The sequence below is a fragment of the Candidatus Nomurabacteria bacterium genome, assembly GCA_020631905.1.
In the GTDB taxonomy this organism is placed as follows: Bacteria; Patescibacteriota; Saccharimonadia; order Saccharimonadales; family VXPC01; genus JACKGQ01.
In genome coordinates this window covers 248,105-267,061 of the sequence record JACKGQ010000001.1, presented here as the reverse complement: position 1 = coordinate 267,061, position 18,957 = coordinate 248,105, and the positions used below count along the sequence as shown (strand labels likewise).

Genomic DNA, 18,957 nt, shown 5'->3' with positions numbered 1-18,957 from the left:
GTGTGACATGAAAATAACAAGATACGAGCAGCCCTTTGTGCGCCGCCGCTTTGTAGCCTTTGGTTTAGTGTTATCGAGCATGTTTGGACTAGCCTTAGATGGTGACTACAGCTCGACCGATACAGCTGCAAGTATGGCAGACTCAAACCAGCAACCATCCGTCGAGTCGACCGTCCAAACGAGTCCAGGCAGCCAAGTATGTATCGAGAAAACGCCGATACCTGTTGGCGGCATGTTTGAACAAATACTTGAATCCTTAAAACTGAGAAACGCGTATTTTGACACCGGTCTACAAGCCGATTACATCCAGCAAACATTGGTTGCACGTGGGGTTGAATATAACCCGGTATACACTCCCGAAGACGCCCCAGCCGGCCTGAATGATCCCATCTATCAGCCACTGTACGATAACCTGCCTTATCCAGACCCGAGTGGACCGATTCTCGGGCCAGGATTTTACCCAAGCGAATTAGTCCGCTCACTCGATCTGCGCATTTCGGTCTTTGCCTCGATTGACTCTATCCCGGATAACCCAAATTTGGGCGACGCAGCTGGAGTGACTTTCAACAAATCTGCGTTCAACATTGGCATCCAAGATATTGCGGTTGACGAATCGGCCGGGCCAGACACATTCGTACACGAGATTGCTCATGCGCTTCAGACCGAATTATGCAACTCAGGCAGTAGATACCATCAACTTATTGCCGAGCTGCAGTCTAGTCAGAGACAAATCAGCTACCTGAATGATCGCTATCTAGATCCAGCTCCATGGTTAATCGAACCTTCAGAGTTTCGTCAGTTTGCGGTCGCCTACGGTGCTCAAAGTGAGCATGAAGATTGGGCTACGCTTGTTACGGAAATGCTCACTTCTCGAGGCATGGTATTACCGGGAGATGTAGATTGGGGCTCGGTTTACCAGCTCAAGCAATATGCGATTATCGAAGATATCGAGGCTAAATACCCTGGCTTCAAGTCTGGCTTGGTCGACTTAACCAATTATTACCGAATCTGCCCCGCCAGCTACTACAACAAATACATGAATTCAAACTTTAATACGCTTAACTACCTAGAGCAAGAGCCAAGTCCACAAGAGGCAGCACAATCGAGTATCGAGTCGGTGTTAAATGGCGAGGGGTCAATTGAGTACTTAAATAATGTTACAGCTGTTTACTTTTATCAGATAGACGAAGCATACGAAGGTGCATACGCTTTTACGACCATCCAAAACCCGCTCGTAATACGCAATGCTTTTGATCAAATAGCTTTTATTGGCTCTTACTCGGTCATATCTGGTGAGCTGTACGACCTACGACTCGTACCATACGATCCAGGCAAGATTACACTAATCGCTGCAGGTAACCCAAGTCTGCTTGAAACTAGTTCGTTCGACTCAGTACATATAGAAGATGGTCTGATAGCAGTCAACCACAGCCCGATAGCAGTTTGGAGTGGCTATTTTAATGACAACGATCTAATACCCGAAGTTAACCGACTATTAGCCAGTGGCTCAATCTTGTATTGGTCTGATCTGCTCGACTTATCTAGACGCTAGTCAATTAAGTTTTTCGATTTTAGCTCGGGAATAACATGATGTTCAAATATACTGCCAAGCTCTAAGCCGGCTTGGTTCTGGCTGTCGACCCAAGCTAGCTCTTCGATCTCGCTACCAGCCCTTATTTGGCCTTCGTAGTTCGTAACCATCAGTACATCCATCTCGAGCATCGCGCCTACCTTCCCGGCAGCTTCGGCCTTGTAATGGCCAAAAGGCCTGAAATCTTTGGGGGTTGTCTGAATTCCGAGTTCTTCGGCCAGCTCGCGCATTAGCACCCGCTCTTTGCTTTCGCCGGGCTCAATCTTACCACCCGGGCTAAAAAACACGCTCTTACCAAACTCACGCACCACCAGTAACTGCCTGTCTTTTATTATTATCCCAGCAACTTTATGAATCAAGCTAGTCATCACCACTCGATCAGATTAACAGCTGCTTGCACATAGATATCGTCGCCACTAGAATCACGAAAACTATGATCAGCGCCAACAACTTCTGTTACGCCAATATCAGGCCTATCTGCGTTGTCGAGCATGTCGCGGATATCCATGACATTCGCAAATCGATCGAACTGTCCTTGAATAATATCGACCCGATAGGCAGCTAGGTCTTCGATTGTTATATCAGGCATAACAAAACCCATTACTGTAAGTCGAACTCTATCCGACAGCGAAGACCAAGGGCCATCTGGTTCAGTTATTTCACCTAGCTTATCGGCTTCACGCTCCATCTGCCTAGTGTGTCTGAGCAGTATGCTGGCAACAACTCCTCCCAACGACTTCCCTATAATATGCAGACTCTTTGCTCCAGCCTCAGATAGTAAATCCGTGGCTTCGGCCATAGCCTCAACTTCTTCTCTTAGTTGACTTGATGGTTGCTCGTCACCGCGGTAGTAATACGGATAGTCAAAGGCTAGGACTGTCAGCCTCTGCTCGACAGCACGTTCAAACACGGCCCTAATTAAGCTCTGCTTCATACCGCCTGAGCTACCCGGGGCAATCAACACCACTTCTTCGCAACTCGGCTCAAAATGTAAGTTATACGGTACTTCCATTATTCCTCGATCCTTAAAGGCAAATACTGAACCTCAATTTGTCTCTGTAGCTTGCTAGCAATATTCTTGAATTCGGCGTTTCTGAACTCATACATATCTTCCGTAAGCTCATCAGCACGAGTTGCGAACACAATCCTGTCAATCTGTGCCCAGGCAGCACAACATAAACACATCATGCATGGTTCGTGGGACGTATACATTGTCGTGCCATGGATGTGCCAATCACCAAGCTTTGAACATGCTGCTCGAATAGCAGTTACTTCAGCGTGTGCCGAAGGGTCGTTATACTCGGCTACATGATTATGCTCTGCAATAATTAATTCGCCATCTTTAACTATTACAGCACCGAAACCGTAAGGCGCAGGAACTTTCTTTGACTCTTCTACAGCAATTCTTAGAAAATCTTTATCGGTCATTTTGTTTCTCCAGCCATTGTAGTAGTAGCAAAGCGATGCGGTGTTCTTGCATTTCACCATTTAAAATCATTTGTTTAGCTTGCCCGTAACTGAACCAGTTGTCGGCTTCGATGTTCTCGCCATCTTCCAATTTTTGGCCATCTTTATGTGCTTGCCAGTTGGTGACTTCGAACACAAACAAATCCCATTCTACAGTTGCCCCAAGAGTAGACTTTTCAAATAGCTCGACGTCTTTTATATCAACCCCAGCTTCTTCGGCACCTTCTTGAGTAGCTTTGGATCTGGCAGCCACTAGAATGTCTTTACCAGATTGTCGAAAAGCTTCGTATTCGTCGAGTGAATCGAATACTTTGCCGCCAGGCAAACGATAATCCCAGGCATCTAGCTCACGCCTGAATTCTTTAGTAAGTAAAATCTTCTTTTCATTTTGATTTGCAACAATTAATCGCACCCCAGGTGCTCGCCTAGCAACCTCGAACACTCGGCCGTCGGCCTGCAGAAGATGTACAATCTCAAACAATCTTCCTTTAAATGCTATGTCTTCATTCATTTAAAGATCTCCCCAATTGGTGCCTACGGATACATCTACCTTGAGTTTAATCTCGAGGCTTGGGTAGATGTTTTCCATAGTTTCTTTCATTAACTTGCTAACCTTTTCGGCATCTTGCTCACGACATTCTACGATGATCGAGTCATGGACCTGCATAATCTGCCGTGGTTTCTGCTTAGAACTTAGAACCATGAACTCAGAACTATGATTAAACTCGTTCTCGAGTTTAATCATCGCCATCTTCATTAAATCGGCTTCACTCCCCTGAATTGGCATATTAACTGCCTGGCGGTAAGCTGCCTCGCGGACGATAAAGTTACTGCTGGCAACATCTGGTGTTGGCCGACGTCTGCCAAACATCGTTTCGACGTAGCCCTGCTCTTTGGCTTGCTCGCGCAGGTGCTTGATGTACTCGCGTATAGCAGCCCGCTTTTCGAAATATTTGTCGATAAACTCTTTGGCCTCCCCATAGCTCATACCCGTTTGTTGGGCTAGACCATGACTACCCTGGCCGTAAAGAATACCAAAGTTAACAGTCTTGGCATCGTAGCGCATCTCGCGCGTCACATCTTCTAGTGCCACGCCAAATACCTGGCTTGCGGTAAGTGTATGGATGTCTTCGTCACTATTAAAAGCTTCGACCATGTCGTTATCGCCGGCAAGTACGGCTGCTAGACGCAGCTCGAACTGGCTATAGTCGGCACTAACAAGCAAGTTACCTGGTTCGGCAACAAACGCATTCCGAATTTTTTTGCCAACTTCGCTACGAACAGGGATATTCTGGAGGTTCGGTTCACTGCTGCTCAAGCGTCCGGTAGCCGCCACAGTCAGGCGTAAATCGCTACGTACTCGGCCATCGGCACCTTGGTGTTCTGGCAAGGTATCTATATATGTACTCTTGAGCTTTGTAAGCTCCCGATATTCGCTAATGTATTCGATAATTGGATGAAGGTTACGGAGTTTAGACAGCTCGCTGGCAGCCGTGCTGTAGCCTGTTTTGCCTTTTTTTACGCCTTGAGTTGGTAGACCTAATTTGTCGTATAGAATATCGGCAAGCTGAGTTGGACTGCTGATATTGAACTGTTCGTCGGCGTAGCCGTAAATAGTTTGCTCAAGATCGCTAATCTTGCCAGACATCTCTTCGCCCATTTTACGTAAATAGTCGGCGTCGAGTTTCATGCCAGCGAGCTCGATTCGCGCTAATACTGGTATTACTGGCCACTCGATATCCTCTGCGAGCTTTTTAAGTCGGCCTGTCTTCTGCATTACATCTTTTTGCTTGTCGACAACTGCATGGATAATCGCGCACATTTCTGGTGCTTTCGAAATAAACTCCTGAACATCTAGATCATCCAGCTCGATATCGTAGCCTGCATCGCTCAGAGCGATTGCACTCAACGATTGTTCACGAATCAAAGGATTTATTAAAAATGCTCCGACTTTAATATCGTGCTCGACTTCGACTTGCTCAAAACCATGCCTGATCAACATCTGTAAGCTATGCTTAGTGGCATAACCATAGATTCTGAGTTCTGAGTTCTGAGTTCTGAGTTCTGGGCCGACGGACTTGTAGATATGTAGAGATTTGTTGTCGTTGGCTAGGAGCACAGCCTGAGGGTCATCACCAAATCTACCCTTACAAAAAACGTGCGTAAACACAGGTTTGCTTGTGTCGATATCCGAAAAATTGTCGAGACGATTGTGTATGTGCACTTTGGGTAAAGTAAGCTTACTGCTAGATTGCGGTGCCAAAATTGGAGCCGCTGCGTCTACCATCGTCTTTGGCAAACTACGCAGCAGACTATGAAATTCAAGTTTTTGGAGATCTGCCCGCACCCTAGCTGCATCGACATCATTCACATCCATAGCTTTTAAATCCAGATCGACCGGTGCGTCGAGCATAAGGGTGACGATTTTTTTGCTCAAGAAAGCCATGTCTCGACTAGCTTCTAGTTTTTTACGCATCGACTCTTTTACAAGATCAAGATTTTCGTAAACATTCTCGAGCGTGCCAAACTGTTGCAATAACTCGGCAGCGCCTTTTTTGCCGATACCGGAAACACCTGGGATATTGTCGCTGCCATCTCCCATGATTGCTTTTAGATCAATAAACTGCTCAACTTTAATACCATATTTATTCTCGAATTCGGCTTCGTCGAACTGTTGAATGTTACTAAAGCCTTTCTTGAGCGCGTACATGTGTGTCTTAGCGGTCACCGCTTGGAGCAAGTCCAAATCCGAACCGATAATAATTGTTTGGATGTCTTTGGCCTCGGCTTTCTTGGCAAGGGTCGCAATGATATCGTCGGCTTCATAATCATCGCATTCATACAGCGGCCAACTGAATGCTTCGAGCAATTCTTTTAAAATTGGTATCTGAGCATAAAAATCTGGTGGAGGTGGTTTGCGGCCAGCTTTGTATTCCGGATATAGATCTAGGCGCTTGCGAGTACTTGTTTTTGACTTGTCCCATGCTACGCATACATAATTTGGTTCGAGTTGCTTGATAATCTCGAGTGCCAGGCTTGTAAAACCATAAACACCCCCTGTCGGTGTGCCGTCTTTGGTGCTCAGGCTAGGCATGGCATAGTAGCCCCGGTAGAAGACGGACATGCCATCGATAATCACTAACCTCTTGCTCATCTGTAAATATTATACCATAACATATAGGTATTCGGGCTTTGTTTTAAAGCAAACTACCAAGCAACTTTTATATGCGAAGTTCTAATTAGTAAGTTATTTTTTTGGATAAGAATTAAATTGCTCGGTGCACATAGCGACCAATTTTGACTAAACGTTCGGCAGATCTCTCTGGGTCTGGCACCCCTTCTAGTACATCGCCTTTTCTCAGTGTGACAGCATTCTGATTGGTATCACCGAATGTACCATCGCCAATATGAAAATGCACAGAGCCATCTTGCATTTGAACACGGATAACCTGCATAGGCCTACTGTCGCCGACTGTTTCATCCGGTGGCAACTCGAAGCTATCTGCTCGTAGTATGTCACCCATACCATTAGATATTACTGGGGTTGTTGGCAGATCTTCATCAAACCAAAGTGTGTCTAATAGCCCGTAAGTAGTGGGCTGAGATAAATTGCCTGCTTCAGTATTCATAGGTATATGTTTATAAATTATTTTCTTACGTCTGTCAATAGTATGCTGCTTACTCTGGAAGCTCCGCAACCTGATCGTAATAAGCGTCTCTATCGCCAATTAAACCAGAGAGTTTGTCACCTGTTCCAAAATGCCAGAGCTCAAGTCCATTATTAACAAAATCTGCCCCACCACGTTCGGAACTGGCAGATGTCATTAAATAATAGAGTATCCGTCGATTAAGCTGGGCTAGTCTCTGCTCGGGTGAAAGTGGTTGGCTTAACTCCAGAATCTCTAGATATTCTGGAATCATTGTTTCCATATTATCTCTTTCAAAGCCATTTGGTACTTTTTGATTTGTTGCGGGATACGAAAGCGCTATATCGATAGCACCACCGGTAGAGTGTGGCGCATTCGAATCTGGTTTGGCCATACGATGGTCACGCCAGCGCATAACTTCGGCCTCACTCAACTCAGGGTGATCTCTGCGGATTGAATCTGGAACTAGTCGGTGATAGAGCTCCTCTATCAATGCCACTGGTCTAAGACCATCTGTTACAAAAATATCGACCCTTCCACCAAGTGCTTCGTGAATAAAGTCTGCGGTTGTCGATCCGAGAAAAGCGTTGATACGTTGTAGCCGCTCAGCTATGTCCTGACGAACATAGACATCTCGCATCGCCGCCTCAAAACCACTCCCTTCGCCGAGCCAACTATTGTTTGCATAATAACTTTGACATCGAACATCGTAAGCACTCAACTTAACCACTGGATCATTGAATAATGGGTGGTCGTGGTTGAGTGATATGTCGGCGTAGCCATTGGTCGTTTTTTGTTTACGCTTTGCCTCAAAACTAGGTATGGGTAAGTTTAAAATATCTGGATTAATGTTGTTTAAGCTCATTGTGGCATCCAATTTCCGCCGGTCAAGATTAAGCCGACGTTACTTGGCAAATCTTTGTCGACAAGCACAGCACCTAGGGTGATCGCCGCCGTAGGTTCAACTATTTGTTTCATTCTCTGCATGATCAACGCTTGAGCCCTGATTGTTGCCTCATCAGGGACAACTATGATTCTATCGACTGTCTCTTGAATGATCGGAAAGGTTTTTTCGCCAGGTATGATCGTCCGGATACCGTCACAGATTGTTGTCGGTGGTTTATCTAGCTGAACCCTTTCACCTTTCTGTAAGCTCTGGTAGGTATCGTCGCCACCAACAGGCTCAACACCAATAACTTCGATCGATGGCTTTAACTGCTTTACTACGGATGCTATGCCACTAATCAGCCCACCACCACCTACCGGAACAAGCACTGCATCCAGATCCGAAACTTGCTCGAGCAGTTCAAGCATTATCGTACCCTGACCTGCCATAACTCGATAGTCATCAAAAGGTGGAATCGGATGATACCCGGTTTCGACAATCATCTTGCTTAATATCTCGTAACGATTCTCGACTGTTACCCCCTCAGTAACAACCTTGGCGCCATATCGTTTGGTGGCTTCTACCTTTAGCTTCGAGGAGTCGCTAGGCATAATTACAATTGCTGGCCTTGACGATATGCTGGCTGCGTAGGCCAAGCCCTGGGCGTGATTACCAGAGGAAAAACCGATAATCCCTGGCGCATTTTCAGGTGCTTGCAAGACCGCGTTTAAAGCCCCCCGTATTTTAAAGCTTCCTGTTGTCTGCAGATGCTCTGACTTAAAAAATAATTTACGTCCAAGTTCTAGATTGATACTGTTCGAAGTAAGAACAGGTGTAAGTTTGGCTACCCGTGAAATCCGTTTCCGGGCCTCGTAGATATCTGCTATTGGTATCATTGTGTTAAGATATTATACCTGATGACGGGTCAACAGAAAGATATTCAAAATGCTCTGAATCGAGCAATTTCCAGATTCTCTTACACCACAAACACCGGCGAAGTTTTTTGGGCTCCCTATTTACGCAATGACCTATATATAGAGACCAAGCAAGCAATCCGAGGTCTTGGCAAAACTAGTCCAGATGAAATCAAGAGATCTGTCGACTACATTAAGGCGAATTACCCAGATCTAAATGGTCAGCAAATCCGGCAAAAGCTAATAGATGGAAGCCTCCCAGATAAGTCGATGAACTATAAGGCAATCGAGTGCTCAGGGTTTGTATATTATGTTATGTCTGAAGTGCTTGAAGTTGTTCATGGAGTACGACTGTCAGACATGCTTGCAATGCCTAAAGAAGCTGTCATGAACGGAGCCCTAAACTATAAAGAATGGCAAGAAAAGCATAAGCTTACGCCCGAAGAGATTAAAAACCTTCCGAACGACGTACCAATTAGTTGGGTAGTCGATAATTTCAACCGAAAGCCAGCCAATTTATGTAACGTTCGCACACTCACATCGGATTTTTCTAGCTACGCTGTAAGTCCTGAGGATGCCCAGATAGGAGATCTGGTGCATATGCTAGATGGTGCCGATAAACGCCAACATATCGCCGTTATTGTGAACACAGAAAACAACTCCATAGAACTTGCTCATTCTAGCCGTAAGAATCCCCAATATCTGGGAGGAGTCGTACGCGAAACACTCCCGATAACTCGTGCTGGCATCGACTGCACGAAACTCAGTAATCCGCACCAGTTTGTTGCTATTCGTAGACTCAGAACGACAATCTAATCGTAGTAGATTTCATCACTATCGCCTACTCGATAGCCATGCCCATCGACATCATCACGCCAGTTACCGAACAATATTTCTTCGATTTTGTACGATAACCCGTCAATATCTGCAAGCAGCCTGAATGATCTGTCCGGCACTTCAATGACCCTATTGGGCTCAACTGGTGCAGGATACTGACCGCTAATTTCTATCGAACCCCATCCTTCGGTTATGGAAATCCTATAGCCTGGCCAATCTGTTTGATACCAAGTACTTGTTTCACCAGCTACGAGTTTGTGTAAGCCGATCGCCTCTCTAACACGATCTAGGTCTGTTCTGTCTAATTCTTCTGACATGATTGAATCTTACGCGTATGCTAGAGTATGAGCAATGACCGAAACATACACAGTCGACAAAATAACCCCAGAGGAGTTCTCTGGGCGCTGGTCTAGCGAAGAGCTGAGCGAGGCCAACGCTTGGATTATTAGTATATTGAGCCAGCCGGACAATAAATTTGCTCCTACTTACTCAAAAACTCAACTCTTGGCCATGCTCGATTCTCATCCGCACGCAGCAAGAATCTTTCAAGATGTGCTCTTGCTAGAAAAACCTCAAACTGGCACCGAATCACCGATAGAGATATTTGCCGACGTGCCGCCAGATGCTGCATTTGCAGAAATCCAGCAAGCGTATGTTGGTGCCGACGGTAAATACCGGCAACCGAACACAAAATTCATGCCCCGCCATACTTACTCCGATTTATTAAGCCTTCAGGCAAATTGCAACCAGTATATCGTCGAACAAATATCTATTCGCAACTGGCCAGAACGTCCTGGAATAATTATCGATTCAGGCTACCGATCGCCTTCATACCAAGCAATAACTTTGCTACGTGCGATTGTTGAATATGGCCTCGGCGATGCGCTGAAGCGTTGCTCGGTGCCAGGCAGTTCACAACACAGCGACTACCGGCACCCGGCTGTGGACTTTATGATTATCGGCGATCAATTTGGCAAACTGTTACTAAATCCCCAGACAGGTTATAGAGATAATGTTGCTAGTTTTGAGCAATCCCTAGAATTTGAGGCACTCTTAAAATTTGGGCCAGACTGTGGCTACTGGCTGCCATATCACCCTAATCCAGATAACCCTTTATCGACCATCAGTCATGCCGGGATAATATACGAACCTTGGCATTGGCAATATCTAGGCAATCCAGAAGAAGCCCACCGTCGAATGGTCGAAAACCAGGTTTACGAGTCGATTGCCGCTCGCAAACAAGCACTTGCAAAAGTAGCCTAGAAACCGCCGTCGATTTCAGCACCATTATTAGCTGCAATGGCGCGATCACTACCGGGGTCGTTGTAGCCACCAGCATCTGGATCCCAGTTACCACTACCATAATCTTTAGGTAGTGAGGCTCCGCCTAGACGTCTAACGGTTACCGTAGATGGTTGATTATTTTCTTCTTCTACTACTGTGATTTTTATTTCTGTCATAGTGCATATATATTAGCATACAGACAGACATTTGTCAACTTGCTTATGGCTAGTCTTGATTAAGAAAGTTGTATAATTTTAGGTACTTTACGGAGTTGAGCCATGGAATTAAATCAAACTAAAGTGATTGTTCGTGAACAGATCGAGCCAGGCTTGAAACGGGCAATTTTTGCGACGGGTTGCTTCTGGTGTATGGAGGCAGTTTTTCAGGAGACTCCTGGAGTTAAACATGCTATCAGTGGCTACGGCGGTGGCACCGAATATAACCCAACATATGAAGATACCTACACGGGGCGTACAAGCCACCGTGAATCAGTGATGGTCTACTACGACCCTGCCAAGATTACCTACCAGCAACTGCTCGATATCTTCTGGCAAAACATCGACCCCACCGACGCCTTTGGTCAATTTATCGATCAAGGACCATCGTATACTGCTGCCATTTTCTACGAAACCGACGAGCAGAAGTCTCAAGCCGAAACCAGTAAACAAACTCTGCAGGACTCTGGCAAGTTCGACAAGCCAATCGTTACCGAGATACTCCCGTTTACGACCTTTTACGAGGCTGAGGAGTATCACCAAGAGTTCTACAAGAAGAGCGCCGCCCGCTACGAAATCTACAAAAACGCCAGTGGTCGCAAAGAGTTCAAAGAGCTAGTCTGGCAACAAATCCAATCCGGCAAAAAATAGGAAAGCAGTTTATATAATCAATTATATAAACTTGAGCCTATTTAATATAGTCGAGGAGCTTCTTGCTGTCTTTGTGCTTGCGCAGTTTGGTTAGAGCTTTGGCTTCGATCTGGCGTATGCGTTCGCGGGTCACTTGGAACTCTTGGCCAACTTCTTCGAGAGTGTGGTTCTTGCCATCGTCTAGGCCAAAGCGCATGCGAATAATTTTTTGTTCACGTTCAGACAAGCCGGCAAGCAGTTCTTTAACATGTTCTTTGAGTAACTGATTCGTGGCTGATTCTTCGGGAGTAATGGTGTCGGTGTCTTCGATAAAATCGCTTAAAGAGCTGTCGTCTTCGTCGTCGCGGATGGTTTGGTCGAGGCTATGAATATCTTGCTTGATCTTCATAATGTGCTCAACTTTGTCGACATCAATCTCCATCTCTTCGGCAATCTCTTCGAAAGTTGGTTCACGGTTGAGGTCTTGGGCTAGTCGACGTTGGGTGCGCAACAATTTATTAATCGTTTCGACCATGTGTACCGGAATTCGAATCGTCCGAGCTTGGTCGGCAATTGCGCGGGTAATAGCCTGGCGAATCCACCAGGTCGCATAGGTGCTAAACTTAAAACCCTTGTCTGGTTCGAACTTCTCAACAGCACGCAGCAGACCGGTGTTGCCTTCTTGGATTAGATCAAGCAGATCTAGACCACGTCCGACGTAGCGCTTTGCAATGCTCACTACCAAACGCATGTTGGCTTCGGCCATTTTATCTTTGGCGCGCTTATTGCCTTCTTTTACTTTGTAGGCTAGTTCGAGTTCTTCTTCTGGACTCAACAGAGGTATTTTGCCGATTTCGCGCAAATACAAGCGTACTGAGTCGTCGGAAACATCGTCGAGGTAGGTTTTTTCGTCGAGAACAATTTCTTCGTCTTCACCATCCCAATCGTCACTTAGGTCGTCTTCGCTTGGCTCTTCGGGCATAATTACCTCAACACCAGCATCGGTTAAACCTTTGACTACTTTGTCGATAGCTTTAAGATTCTTTGGTGTATCTGGTATTTCGGCAACTATAAGTTTGTAGTCCAAGCTAGCTTCTTCGCCCGCTTTTTCGATTAGACTTTGCTTGATAGTCTCAATTTCTTTTTTGCCAAATACTTTTTCTTTCTTCTTGCCTGCCATTAGTCATAAGCCTTTCTTGAATAATTTGTTTAGATCAATAACTTACTGTTTGTTGAGGCGGTCGATAGCCTGAACAATTTGACTAACCATGTCGTCGTCGCCTTGTGTCTCGGCGTGACGAAGTTGATTGATAAGTTCATTTTTGGTGTGTTGTTTGCTATTTTTGATAAGTTTTTGTGCGAGATCACTCGCTTCGCGCAGGCGTTCGTTCGAATCGAAATCTTGATAATTGTGCTCTGCCGTAAACGCGGCAAGTTTAACATGCTCGCTAACTTCTTGCAACTCTTCTGGCGGCGACATGTCGTCGATGCTCGCGTGTGGGTTGGCCAAGATGTAGTCGTATATCTGCTGTCGGCCGGGTCGCGAGAACAACAACTGTCCAGCAGTAGTTTCGGCCACCCTCCGAGTAGTTGGGTATAGAATTAGCAAACCCAAGAAGTTATCTTCGATTACACTGGCGTCGGGTTTAATATTTGTGCTCGACAAATTTTCGACAACCCGGCGCTTAGTCGGTTGACTGTCTAACTTAATCTGATCGAGCTTTAGCTTTATCGAATCAAGCGAGATATCTACCATTTCGGCCAAGACCCTTAAATAATGATCTTTTTCGACCGGATCTTGGAGTTTTTTTATGAGTCTTAAAATTACATCTGTAAACTCACGCTTCCCTGGGGCTGTTTCGATATCGAGTATATTCTTATAACGATCGATTAACCAATCGACTGCGTAAACAGGCTTGGTAATAATTTCTTGCCATAAGGCTGAATCTTCTCGAACTATGTCGTCAGGATCTTTGCCCGATGGAATGTTGACTACCGAAAGTTGCAAGTCCTGATCTTGGGCTAACTCGATAGCTCTTTCCGTTGCTGCGATACCCGCTCGATCGGCATCGAAAGCTAACCTAATATCACTGGTCAATCGGCCCACTGTTTTAAGGTGGTAGATTGTCATGGCAGTACCGGCAGTTGCCACTACCTGCTTTACGCTAGCTTGGTGGCTCGAAACAACGTCTAAGTTACCTTCTGTAACAACCGCGTAGCCAGCTCTTCGGATTGCGTCTTTTGCCTGCGAAAAGCCAAACACGTGTCGTGATTTATCGTAAACTAAGGTCTGAGGTGTATTGATGTATTTTGGCCCGTCCTGGCCATCTTTGACCAATCTTGCCGTAAAGCCAATTACCATACCCTGAGTGTCCATCAACGGCACCATCATTCGCCCACGAAACATGTCTATTGGACCACGAGATCGCAACACAGCCAACCCGGCACCAGTTATCTCGGTGTCTTTAAAACCCTTATCTCTGAGGTAGCTACTTAAAGCATTGAGCTTATCCGGCGCATAACCAATTCTAAAGTCGATTAGAGACTGCTTTGTGAAACCTCGACGCTGGGTTACATAGTTTAGTGCCGCCGGGTTATGCAGAAGTTGTGTCTGATAAAACTTAGTTGCCTGTTCTAACGCCTCGCTTACCCGTTTTTTGAGTTTGCCAGCAGCCTGGTCGCCCGAGCTTCGATACGCCGTTGGATCTAAGCCGGCCTTGCGCGCTAATAAATCGAGCGCTTCTTTAAAATCTAGCCCTTCGACCTCCATAATAAAACTTAGCATGTCACCACCCTTGCCCGAACTAAAGTCGTGCCAGATCTGTTTTTCTGGACTGACCATAAAGCTAGCTGTTTTCTCTGGGTTGAACGGACTTAAGGCTTTAAGATTACGGCCAGCTCGCTTAAGCTCAAGGTAGTCGCCAACTACATCCTCGATACCGAGCCGTTGCTTAACATCGAACACCAGATCCTTGCCTTCACTCATATGCGGTTATTTTACTTCTGTTACCAACAGATAACAAATCAGAAGCTTGTCGCGAGTGGCAGTTTATGATGGTACTGTACTTTATAGCGCACCCAGAAACCCAAATTAAATCCCGGCTGTTAGAGGATTTAAAATTCAGAGATTATCGGTTAAGCTTATGGCATGAGTGAATACGACTTTTTTTTGAATCCCCAAACTCAGACGTCACCAAAACGTAGTTTTAGCCCCAATGGCCAGCCAAGCATGCTCAAACGGTTGATGGTGGTGGTTGGTGGGATTTGCTTACTGATAGTTATAGCCTGGGTAGTATTCGGGATAGTGCTCAAGCCAGATACTGGCCCTGCAGATCGACTGGCAGAGATCTACAGCGAGCAAGCCGACTTACTAGATATAGCTAGTGGTGCAAAAAGCAAAATTCGTAGTTCAGAATCTCAGGAACTTCTGGCAGGTTCTGTTGTTCTGCTAAATAGTGATCATTTTGCAATTAACAGCTTACTCGAAAAACTCGGTCGTGAGGTAACAAAACTAGAACTTCAAAATGCTGTCGATCAAACCATACGCGACGAGCTCAATGCGGCTACGAGTGCCAACACCTACGACACCTCGTTCTATGAACTGTACACAAACAAATTGCTTGAATACCGCAGCCAATTAGCGGAAGCATACGCCGGTACTGATTCAACTTCGCAGCGCGAGACAATTAATCAAGCCTACGCGAACATATCAATTCTTCTAGGCTACGATGTAGCTGCCACTAACTAGGCGGAAACCAATTGATAGCTGTGCGCGATTAAGTCTTCGATCTCTTGCCGACTCAACTGCCCGCTCAGTATGATCGTATTCCAATGTTTTTTGTTTAAATGATACCCGGGCATTACACTTTCGTATTTTTCGCGCAGATGTGTGGCTAGATTTGGATCACATTTTAGACTCAAATTTATTGGTTCTTTGCCTTCGCTCATCAGGGCAAACATCTTTTCTTCTTCGCCATGCTTTAGTTTGTAGACGGCCACGCTCTCACCAAAAGGATAGTCGAGGCGTGTATTTGGGAAACTGAGTAAAAAGTCGTGTAATTCTTTCCTACTCATGTTTTAAATCCATATGCTGCTCGTAAAAAACTAGTTCATCGATCGATTCTTGAATGTCGTCGAGAGCTCGATGAGCTTCTTTTTTGGTATAAAAAAGTCCATACTTGGCCTGGGCTAAAATCTTAAAGGCACTTACATCAAGCATCCGGTAGTGCAGTCTTGCTGCTAGCTGTGGCCACCAATAGTTAATAAATTGCCTATCCATATAGATACTATTGCCAGCGATAACCACCTTTTCTTGGCCAAAATGCCGCTCAACAAAATCAATTAGTGCAGCCTCAACTGCGTCCGAGGTCTGGCCACTCGAAAGCTTATCTAGCAGCCCGCTGTCGGTGTGAGCCTGGCGACTGAAATCGTTGAGTAAATCTTGGATATCTATGTCTGGCTTAACGACTGCTTGGTACTCATCTAAGGTCTTGTAGTCCAGGTCGGTAACCTTGCAGGCAACTTCAAGAATAATATCGGTCTGCGGCCTCAGACCAGTCATCTCAAGATCAATCCAGAGTAATTTTTTTAATTCCATGAGACTCTAGTTTAGGGCTCTAGTGGATTGTTTTCAAGCAAACTACTCACTTCGGCCCAGTTGAGACGCTTCTCGATAAAAGCTTGACCAGCAGCGTCGGCTCTAGCTTGTGGTGTGGTCTTGCTTATATAACCAGCAATCGGAGTATAGCTATAAGAGGCGGACATTTTACTTAATCCAGCTTCCAGAACTTGCTGATAACAGTCAGCCTTATCGGGGCAATTTTTGCCAACCTCTAGCCAGTTTTCAACATCTGGAGCAAGCGTAAATTCGGTTAAAGCATCGATACTAACACTACTGGAGACCTCTTGGCTCCAAGCTTGATCAAAAATAAAGTTACCAGTTGAATAGACTATTAACTTGCCTTTATAACTTTCTGACTCCTGAACCCAATGTGGGTTGTTCGCAATCACAAAATCGGCGCCAGCATCGATAATTTTGTGGGCTACATTTTGCTGGTAGGCGTTGGAGTGCGTCTGGTACTCAGTGCCCATGTGCAAAAAAGCAAACACCGGCATAATTTCTGCATATTTTTGCATCTGTTCTATCTCGCCAGCTCTTGGCAGTCGATAGAAATAATGCCAGGCGCATAAGGCAATCGGCATCCGGCCATCTTCTTCGTGGCTAGTGATCCCATTACTCATGGTTACTGTAACCGGCAACGCAACCACCTTGCATGTCTCGTCGGTTAGGCTTGGGTCGGGGTCGCCAAAATAACCAATACCATTTTCTTCGAGAGCAGCTTTGGTCTCAATTAGTTTATCGCGGCCTAAATTGTCGGAGTGATTATTGGCAAAATCAAAATAATCGAAATACTTGGCGGCATAGGGCAAATACTCTTGGCGACAATTAAATTGGAGTAGCTGCATACCTGCCTCAAAAGGAATATCGGCTTCGATAGTTGGACATTCTAAGTCGGCTATCCAGGCGCCATATTGATCTGGATTATAACTGTCGAGCAACGAGAACGGCTGGGCTGGGTCGATATTGCCGTTGGCGTCCTTGCTCCACTCTTCCACATTGCGGTCCCAGACCAAGGTTCCAGAAAACAAATATCGACCTTCAACTTTTACGATTTCATCTAATGGCTGAGGTTGAGTTACGGTTTGATCAACACCAGGCGAGACAGCCAGATGCTGGTTATATAGCGTATAGCTTAATGCCAGTCCGACAGAAATTACTGCCAATATCGTTGCCCTAAGAAAATGATGTCTAGGTTTTGACACCAATGGAGCTGCCAAAGTCTGGACGGGTGCGGTTGGTTGACGTACATCAATCATTTCCTCAAGACTTATGTGATCTACATCTATCAATCTACCCGTCTGCTTAATATCTTTTTGCTTATCAGCCATCGATTCTCTCGCCATCTTGGCCTTCAAAACATAAACCTGCCGAATTAATACAGAAGTGTTGACCTGTGCTCGAATCATTCGCAGCAAAGACATGGCCCAAATGGCCGCCGCACTGCTTGCAGATAACCTCTGTCCGCAACTGTCCAAGAGATTTATCTTCGCGGAACTCAACCGAATCTTGAATGGCTTGATCAAAACTAGGCCAACCAATTAATCCGGGTGTGCTTGAGTCATATTTCGAGCTACTCAAAAAAAGTGGCGTATCGCATTTTGCACAGTGGTATACCCCAGTTTTATCGACGTGAAGCAATTGCCCACTGCCAGGTAACTCTGTTCCAGCATCTTCGAGTATATACTTTTGGCGAGGACTTAGATTGTTGTTCACTTTTTATTTCCCCAGCGCCAGCCTGGTTTTTCGCTCTTCGATCTTATTAGGCATATTAAACCAGCCACCGAACCAGCGATACTCGTAAAATATAAGGCTGTCAGCCAAATTAGCGAACCACTGCCTGTATCGATTAGCTCTAGTTTCTCGGCAACTCTACCATACCCGACACCAATAACTCCAAGGTAGCCAGCGAAGATAACTGTAACCAACCAACCCTCCTTGCTGACAGGTCGCCATCCCCAGCCGTAGCGTTTCGCTTTAAACCATAATTTTGGCTCAGATTTCATAGCATGATTATACATCGAGCATGCCGAGTTGCCGATATATGCTAATCTATGAGTAAGCAAAAAAAGGAGGAAGTATTATGAATAAAACAGTCAAAGAATTCGTCGACTTCGTAAGAGTTCAGGGAGTTGTAGGTTTAGCAGTTGGTTTAGCAATTGGTGTAGCAGCCAGCGGGGCTGTTTCGTCGATTGTAAACAACCTTATAAGCCCAATCGTTGGTTTCATTCTAGGTAATGAAAGCTTGTCTGGGTTAAGCTGGACAGTCGTATCACTCAAAAGCGGTCGCGAGCTAACAATCGGCTGGGGAGCGATTCTCGATTCGATAATCACCCTTGTCGCAACCGCTCTGGTTATCTACTTGATGGTCAAAAAACTTGGCTTAGACAAACTCGATAAGCCAAAGCAATAACTTAGAGCCACAAACCAATAACTAGACCCATCAGGGCGAGCTGTAAAGTATCATGCATGCCGTCGATAACCGATAGCTCATGGTTTCTGCCAACGAAGGCATTGTGCATGAAATGGGACGAGAGTCGAAAAGCCAAACCAAACAAAAAGCCTAGCGTAAACCCATCTAAGCCTGTATCCATATCTGTTGCTTGCATAATCACCGCAATTACGCTGGCCGCGACAAAAGCCCCGATCGACATAATCAACATATTTAGGCCAATGCCCTTGGGTTTGTCTAAATCCTTTTTCTTAATGCCAGCCAATTTGGCCCATCTAGCTCCAAATACATTCATGTTATACCAAATAAAACCGAGCACTAGAGAAACAAACGTCGCACATAACACCGCGATGATGTTCACATTGCCCAACTCACTAAGATAGTCCATAACTCGCTCCTCTGTTTATTCTGCCAGT

24 protein-coding genes are annotated in these 18,957 nt (G+C 45.5%); 6 read left to right on the top strand and 18 right to left on the bottom strand.

Annotation, left to right across the window (positions count from 1 at the left end; translation table 11 throughout):
- The first annotated feature begins 7 nt into the window (after window positions 1-7).
- Complete coding sequence (locus H6798_01455) at window positions 8-1,552, top strand: hypothetical protein (GenBank protein MCB9821188.1); 1,545 nt, start codon at window positions 8-10, stop codon at window positions 1,550-1,552.
- Here H6798_01455 and H6798_01450 read toward each other — a convergent pair.
- The 8 genes from H6798_01450 to H6798_01415 form a co-directional block, all read right to left on the bottom strand.
- A complete protein-coding gene (locus H6798_01450; protein MCB9821187.1) occupies window positions 1,549-1,959 on the bottom strand; it encodes an NUDIX domain-containing protein in 411 nt (136 codons plus the stop codon). The two genes, H6798_01455 and H6798_01450, sit on opposite strands and share 4 nt — an antisense overlap.
- Window positions 1,959-2,603, bottom strand: coding sequence for a hypothetical protein (locus H6798_01445; GenBank protein MCB9821186.1), 645 nt, complete (start codon window positions 2,601-2,603; stop codon window positions 1,959-1,961). Before H6798_01445 ends, H6798_01450 begins: the two co-directional genes overlap by 1 nt.
- Window positions 2,603-3,019 (bottom strand): nucleoside deaminase, encoded by a 417-nt coding sequence (locus H6798_01440; GenBank protein ID MCB9821185.1) that lies wholly within the window; start codon window positions 3,017-3,019, stop codon window positions 2,603-2,605. Before H6798_01440 ends, H6798_01445 begins: the two co-directional genes overlap by 1 nt.
- Window positions 3,009-3,569 carry an NUDIX domain-containing protein gene (locus tag H6798_01435; GenBank protein MCB9821184.1) on the bottom strand — a complete coding sequence of 187 codons (561 nt, stop codon included), beginning with the start codon at window positions 3,567-3,569 and terminating at the stop codon, window positions 3,009-3,011. The genes H6798_01440 and H6798_01435 overlap by 11 nt, the downstream gene beginning before the upstream one ends.
- A complete protein-coding gene (gene polA / locus H6798_01430; protein MCB9821183.1) occupies window positions 3,570-6,212 on the bottom strand; it encodes a DNA polymerase I in 2,643 nt (880 codons plus the stop codon).
- A gap of 112 nt (window positions 6,213-6,324) precedes the next feature.
- Window positions 6,325-6,687: a hypothetical protein gene (locus H6798_01425; protein MCB9821182.1), complete on the bottom strand. Its 363-nt coding sequence runs from the start codon at window positions 6,685-6,687 to the stop codon at window positions 6,325-6,327.
- Window positions 6,688-6,736: 49 nt separating this feature from the next.
- The gene (locus H6798_01420) at window positions 6,737-7,570 is read right to left on the bottom strand and encodes a hypothetical protein (protein ID MCB9821181.1); all 834 of its coding nucleotides are present in this window, start codon (window positions 7,568-7,570) and stop codon (window positions 6,737-6,739) included.
- Window positions 7,567-8,487, bottom strand: a complete 921-nt coding sequence (locus H6798_01415; protein MCB9821180.1) for a threonine/serine dehydratase — start codon at window positions 8,485-8,487, stop codon at window positions 7,567-7,569. Before H6798_01415 ends, H6798_01420 begins: the two co-directional genes overlap by 4 nt.
- A gap of 21 nt (window positions 8,488-8,508) precedes the next feature.
- On the opposite strand from H6798_01415, the gene H6798_01410 reads away from it, so the two are divergent.
- Window positions 8,509-9,321 carry a hypothetical protein gene (locus H6798_01410; GenBank protein ID MCB9821179.1) on the top strand — a complete coding sequence of 271 codons (813 nt, stop codon included), beginning with the start codon at window positions 8,509-8,511 and terminating at the stop codon, window positions 9,319-9,321.
- On the opposite strand, the gene H6798_01405 is transcribed toward H6798_01410, so the two are convergent.
- Complete coding sequence (locus tag H6798_01405) at window positions 9,318-9,659, bottom strand: hypothetical protein (protein MCB9821178.1); 342 nt, start codon at window positions 9,657-9,659, stop codon at window positions 9,318-9,320. The genes H6798_01410 and H6798_01405 overlap by 4 nt on opposite strands.
- 34 nt (window positions 9,660-9,693) lie before the next feature.
- Between H6798_01405 and H6798_01400 the strand changes: the two genes are divergently transcribed.
- Complete coding sequence (locus tag H6798_01400; protein MCB9821177.1) at window positions 9,694-10,605, top strand: D-alanyl-D-alanine carboxypeptidase family protein; 912 nt, start codon at window positions 9,694-9,696, stop codon at window positions 10,603-10,605.
- Here the strand turns inward: H6798_01400 and H6798_01395 are convergent.
- The gene (locus H6798_01395; protein MCB9821176.1) at window positions 10,602-10,802 is read right to left on the bottom strand and encodes a hypothetical protein; all 201 of its coding nucleotides are present in this window, start codon (window positions 10,800-10,802) and stop codon (window positions 10,602-10,604) included. The genes H6798_01400 and H6798_01395 overlap by 4 nt on opposite strands.
- Window positions 10,803-10,904: 102 nt before the next feature.
- On the opposite strand from H6798_01395, the gene msrA reads away from it, so the two are divergent.
- On the top strand, window positions 10,905-11,492 hold the full coding sequence (gene msrA / locus H6798_01390; GenBank protein MCB9821175.1) for a peptide-methionine (S)-S-oxide reductase MsrA: 588 nt from the start codon (window positions 10,905-10,907) through the stop codon (window positions 11,490-11,492).
- A gap of 37 nt (window positions 11,493-11,529) precedes the next feature.
- Here msrA and rpoD read toward each other — a convergent pair whose 3' ends face one another.
- Together rpoD and H6798_01380 are read right to left on the bottom strand one after the other, a co-directional pair.
- On the bottom strand, window positions 11,530-12,651 hold the full coding sequence (rpoD, locus tag H6798_01385) for an RNA polymerase sigma factor RpoD (protein MCB9821174.1): 1,122 nt from the start codon (window positions 12,649-12,651) through the stop codon (window positions 11,530-11,532).
- 42 nt (window positions 12,652-12,693) lie between these two features.
- Window positions 12,694-14,457, bottom strand: coding sequence for a DNA primase (locus H6798_01380; protein MCB9821173.1), 1,764 nt, complete (start codon window positions 14,455-14,457; stop codon window positions 12,694-12,696).
- 162 nt (window positions 14,458-14,619) lie between these two features.
- Between H6798_01380 and H6798_01375 the strand changes: the two genes are divergently transcribed.
- Entirely contained in the window at window positions 14,620-15,219 is a 600-nt protein-coding gene (locus H6798_01375; GenBank protein MCB9821172.1) for a hypothetical protein, read from the top strand.
- Here H6798_01375 and H6798_01370 read toward each other — a convergent pair.
- The 5 genes from H6798_01370 to H6798_01350 are packed head-to-tail and all read right to left on the bottom strand — an operon-like array spanning window position 15,216 to window position 18,095.
- Window positions 15,216-15,545, bottom strand: a complete 330-nt coding sequence (locus tag H6798_01370; GenBank protein ID MCB9821171.1) for an MmcQ/YjbR family DNA-binding protein — start codon at window positions 15,543-15,545, stop codon at window positions 15,216-15,218. The genes H6798_01375 and H6798_01370 overlap by 4 nt on opposite strands.
- Window positions 15,538-16,068, bottom strand: coding sequence for an oligoribonuclease (gene orn / locus H6798_01365; GenBank protein MCB9821170.1), 531 nt, complete (start codon window positions 16,066-16,068; stop codon window positions 15,538-15,540). The genes H6798_01370 and orn overlap by 8 nt, the downstream gene beginning before the upstream one ends.
- Before the next feature lie 11 nt (window positions 16,069-16,079).
- Window positions 16,080-17,420: a CapA family protein gene (locus H6798_01360; protein ID MCB9821169.1), complete on the bottom strand. Its 1,341-nt coding sequence runs from the start codon at window positions 17,418-17,420 to the stop codon at window positions 16,080-16,082.
- On the bottom strand, window positions 17,413-17,805 hold the full coding sequence (msrB, locus tag H6798_01355; GenBank protein MCB9821168.1) for a peptide-methionine (R)-S-oxide reductase MsrB: 393 nt from the start codon (window positions 17,803-17,805) through the stop codon (window positions 17,413-17,415). Before msrB ends, H6798_01360 begins: the two co-directional genes overlap by 8 nt.
- A complete protein-coding gene (locus tag H6798_01350; protein MCB9821167.1) occupies window positions 17,802-18,095 on the bottom strand; it encodes a hypothetical protein in 294 nt (97 codons plus the stop codon). The genes msrB and H6798_01350 overlap by 4 nt, the downstream gene beginning before the upstream one ends.
- Before the next feature lie 77 nt (window positions 18,096-18,172).
- Here H6798_01350 and H6798_01345 point away from each other — a divergent pair, with 77 nt between their 5' ends.
- Window positions 18,173-18,502: an MscL family protein gene (locus H6798_01345; GenBank protein MCB9821166.1), complete on the top strand. Its 330-nt coding sequence runs from the start codon at window positions 18,173-18,175 to the stop codon at window positions 18,500-18,502.
- A 1-nt stretch (window position 18,503) separates the two neighbouring features.
- Here the strand turns inward: H6798_01345 and H6798_01340 are convergent, their stop codons facing one another.
- Complete coding sequence (locus H6798_01340) at window positions 18,504-18,929, bottom strand: DUF1761 domain-containing protein (GenBank protein MCB9821165.1); 426 nt, start codon at window positions 18,927-18,929, stop codon at window positions 18,504-18,506.
- Window positions 18,930-18,957 lie beyond the last annotated feature (28 nt).

What these genes read in the sequence shown, in the direction of transcription:
- H6798_01455 (MCB9821188.1), top strand. Translation starts at nt 8, where the DNA reads ATGAAAATAACAAGATACGAGCAGCCCTTTGTGCGCCGCCGCTTTGTA.
- H6798_01450 (MCB9821187.1), bottom strand. Translation starts at nt 1,959, where the DNA reads ATGACTAGCTTGATTCATAAAGTTGCTGGGATAATAATAAAAGACAGG.
- H6798_01445 (MCB9821186.1), bottom strand. Translation starts at nt 2,603, where the DNA reads ATGGAAGTACCGTATAACTTACATTTTGAGCCGAGTTGCGAAGAAGTG.
- H6798_01440 (MCB9821185.1), bottom strand. Translation starts at nt 3,019, where the DNA reads ATGACCGATAAAGATTTTCTAAGAATTGCTGTAGAAGAGTCAAAGAAA.
- H6798_01435 (MCB9821184.1), bottom strand. Translation starts at nt 3,569, where the DNA reads ATGAATGAAGACATAGCATTTAAAGGAAGATTGTTTGAGATTGTACAT.
- polA (MCB9821183.1), bottom strand. Translation starts at nt 6,212, where the DNA reads ATGAGCAAGAGGTTAGTGATTATCGATGGCATGTCCGTCTTCTACCGG.
- H6798_01425 (MCB9821182.1), bottom strand. Translation starts at nt 6,687, where the DNA reads ATGAATACTGAAGCAGGCAATTTATCTCAGCCCACTACTTACGGGCTA.
- H6798_01420 (MCB9821181.1), bottom strand. Translation starts at nt 7,570, where the DNA reads ATGAGCTTAAACAACATTAATCCAGATATTTTAAACTTACCCATACCT.
- H6798_01415 (MCB9821180.1), bottom strand. Translation starts at nt 8,487, where the DNA reads ATGATACCAATAGCAGATATCTACGAGGCCCGGAAACGGATTTCACGG.
- H6798_01410 (MCB9821179.1), top strand. Translation starts at nt 8,509, where the DNA reads ATGACGGGTCAACAGAAAGATATTCAAAATGCTCTGAATCGAGCAATT.
- H6798_01405 (MCB9821178.1), bottom strand. Translation starts at nt 9,659, where the DNA reads ATGTCAGAAGAATTAGACAGAACAGACCTAGATCGTGTTAGAGAGGCG.
- H6798_01400 (MCB9821177.1), top strand. Translation starts at nt 9,694, where the DNA reads ATGACCGAAACATACACAGTCGACAAAATAACCCCAGAGGAGTTCTCT.
- H6798_01395 (MCB9821176.1), bottom strand. Translation starts at nt 10,802, where the DNA reads ATGACAGAAATAAAAATCACAGTAGTAGAAGAAGAAAATAATCAACCA.
- msrA (MCB9821175.1), top strand. Translation starts at nt 10,905, where the DNA reads ATGGAATTAAATCAAACTAAAGTGATTGTTCGTGAACAGATCGAGCCA.
- rpoD (MCB9821174.1), bottom strand. Translation starts at nt 12,651, where the DNA reads ATGGCAGGCAAGAAGAAAGAAAAAGTATTTGGCAAAAAAGAAATTGAG.
- H6798_01380 (MCB9821173.1), bottom strand. Translation starts at nt 14,457, where the DNA reads ATGAGTGAAGGCAAGGATCTGGTGTTCGATGTTAAGCAACGGCTCGGT.
- H6798_01375 (MCB9821172.1), top strand. Translation starts at nt 14,620, where the DNA reads ATGAGTGAATACGACTTTTTTTTGAATCCCCAAACTCAGACGTCACCA.
- H6798_01370 (MCB9821171.1), bottom strand. Translation starts at nt 15,545, where the DNA reads ATGAGTAGGAAAGAATTACACGACTTTTTACTCAGTTTCCCAAATACA.
- orn (MCB9821170.1), bottom strand. Translation starts at nt 16,068, where the DNA reads ATGGAATTAAAAAAATTACTCTGGATTGATCTTGAGATGACTGGTCTG.
- H6798_01360 (MCB9821169.1), bottom strand. Translation starts at nt 17,420, where the DNA reads ATGGCTGATAAGCAAAAAGATATTAAGCAGACGGGTAGATTGATAGAT.
- H6798_01350 (MCB9821167.1), bottom strand. Translation starts at nt 18,095, where the DNA reads ATGAAATCTGAGCCAAAATTATGGTTTAAAGCGAAACGCTACGGCTGG.
- H6798_01345 (MCB9821166.1), top strand. Translation starts at nt 18,173, where the DNA reads ATGAATAAAACAGTCAAAGAATTCGTCGACTTCGTAAGAGTTCAGGGA.
- H6798_01340 (MCB9821165.1), bottom strand. Translation starts at nt 18,929, where the DNA reads ATGGACTATCTTAGTGAGTTGGGCAATGTGAACATCATCGCGGTGTTA.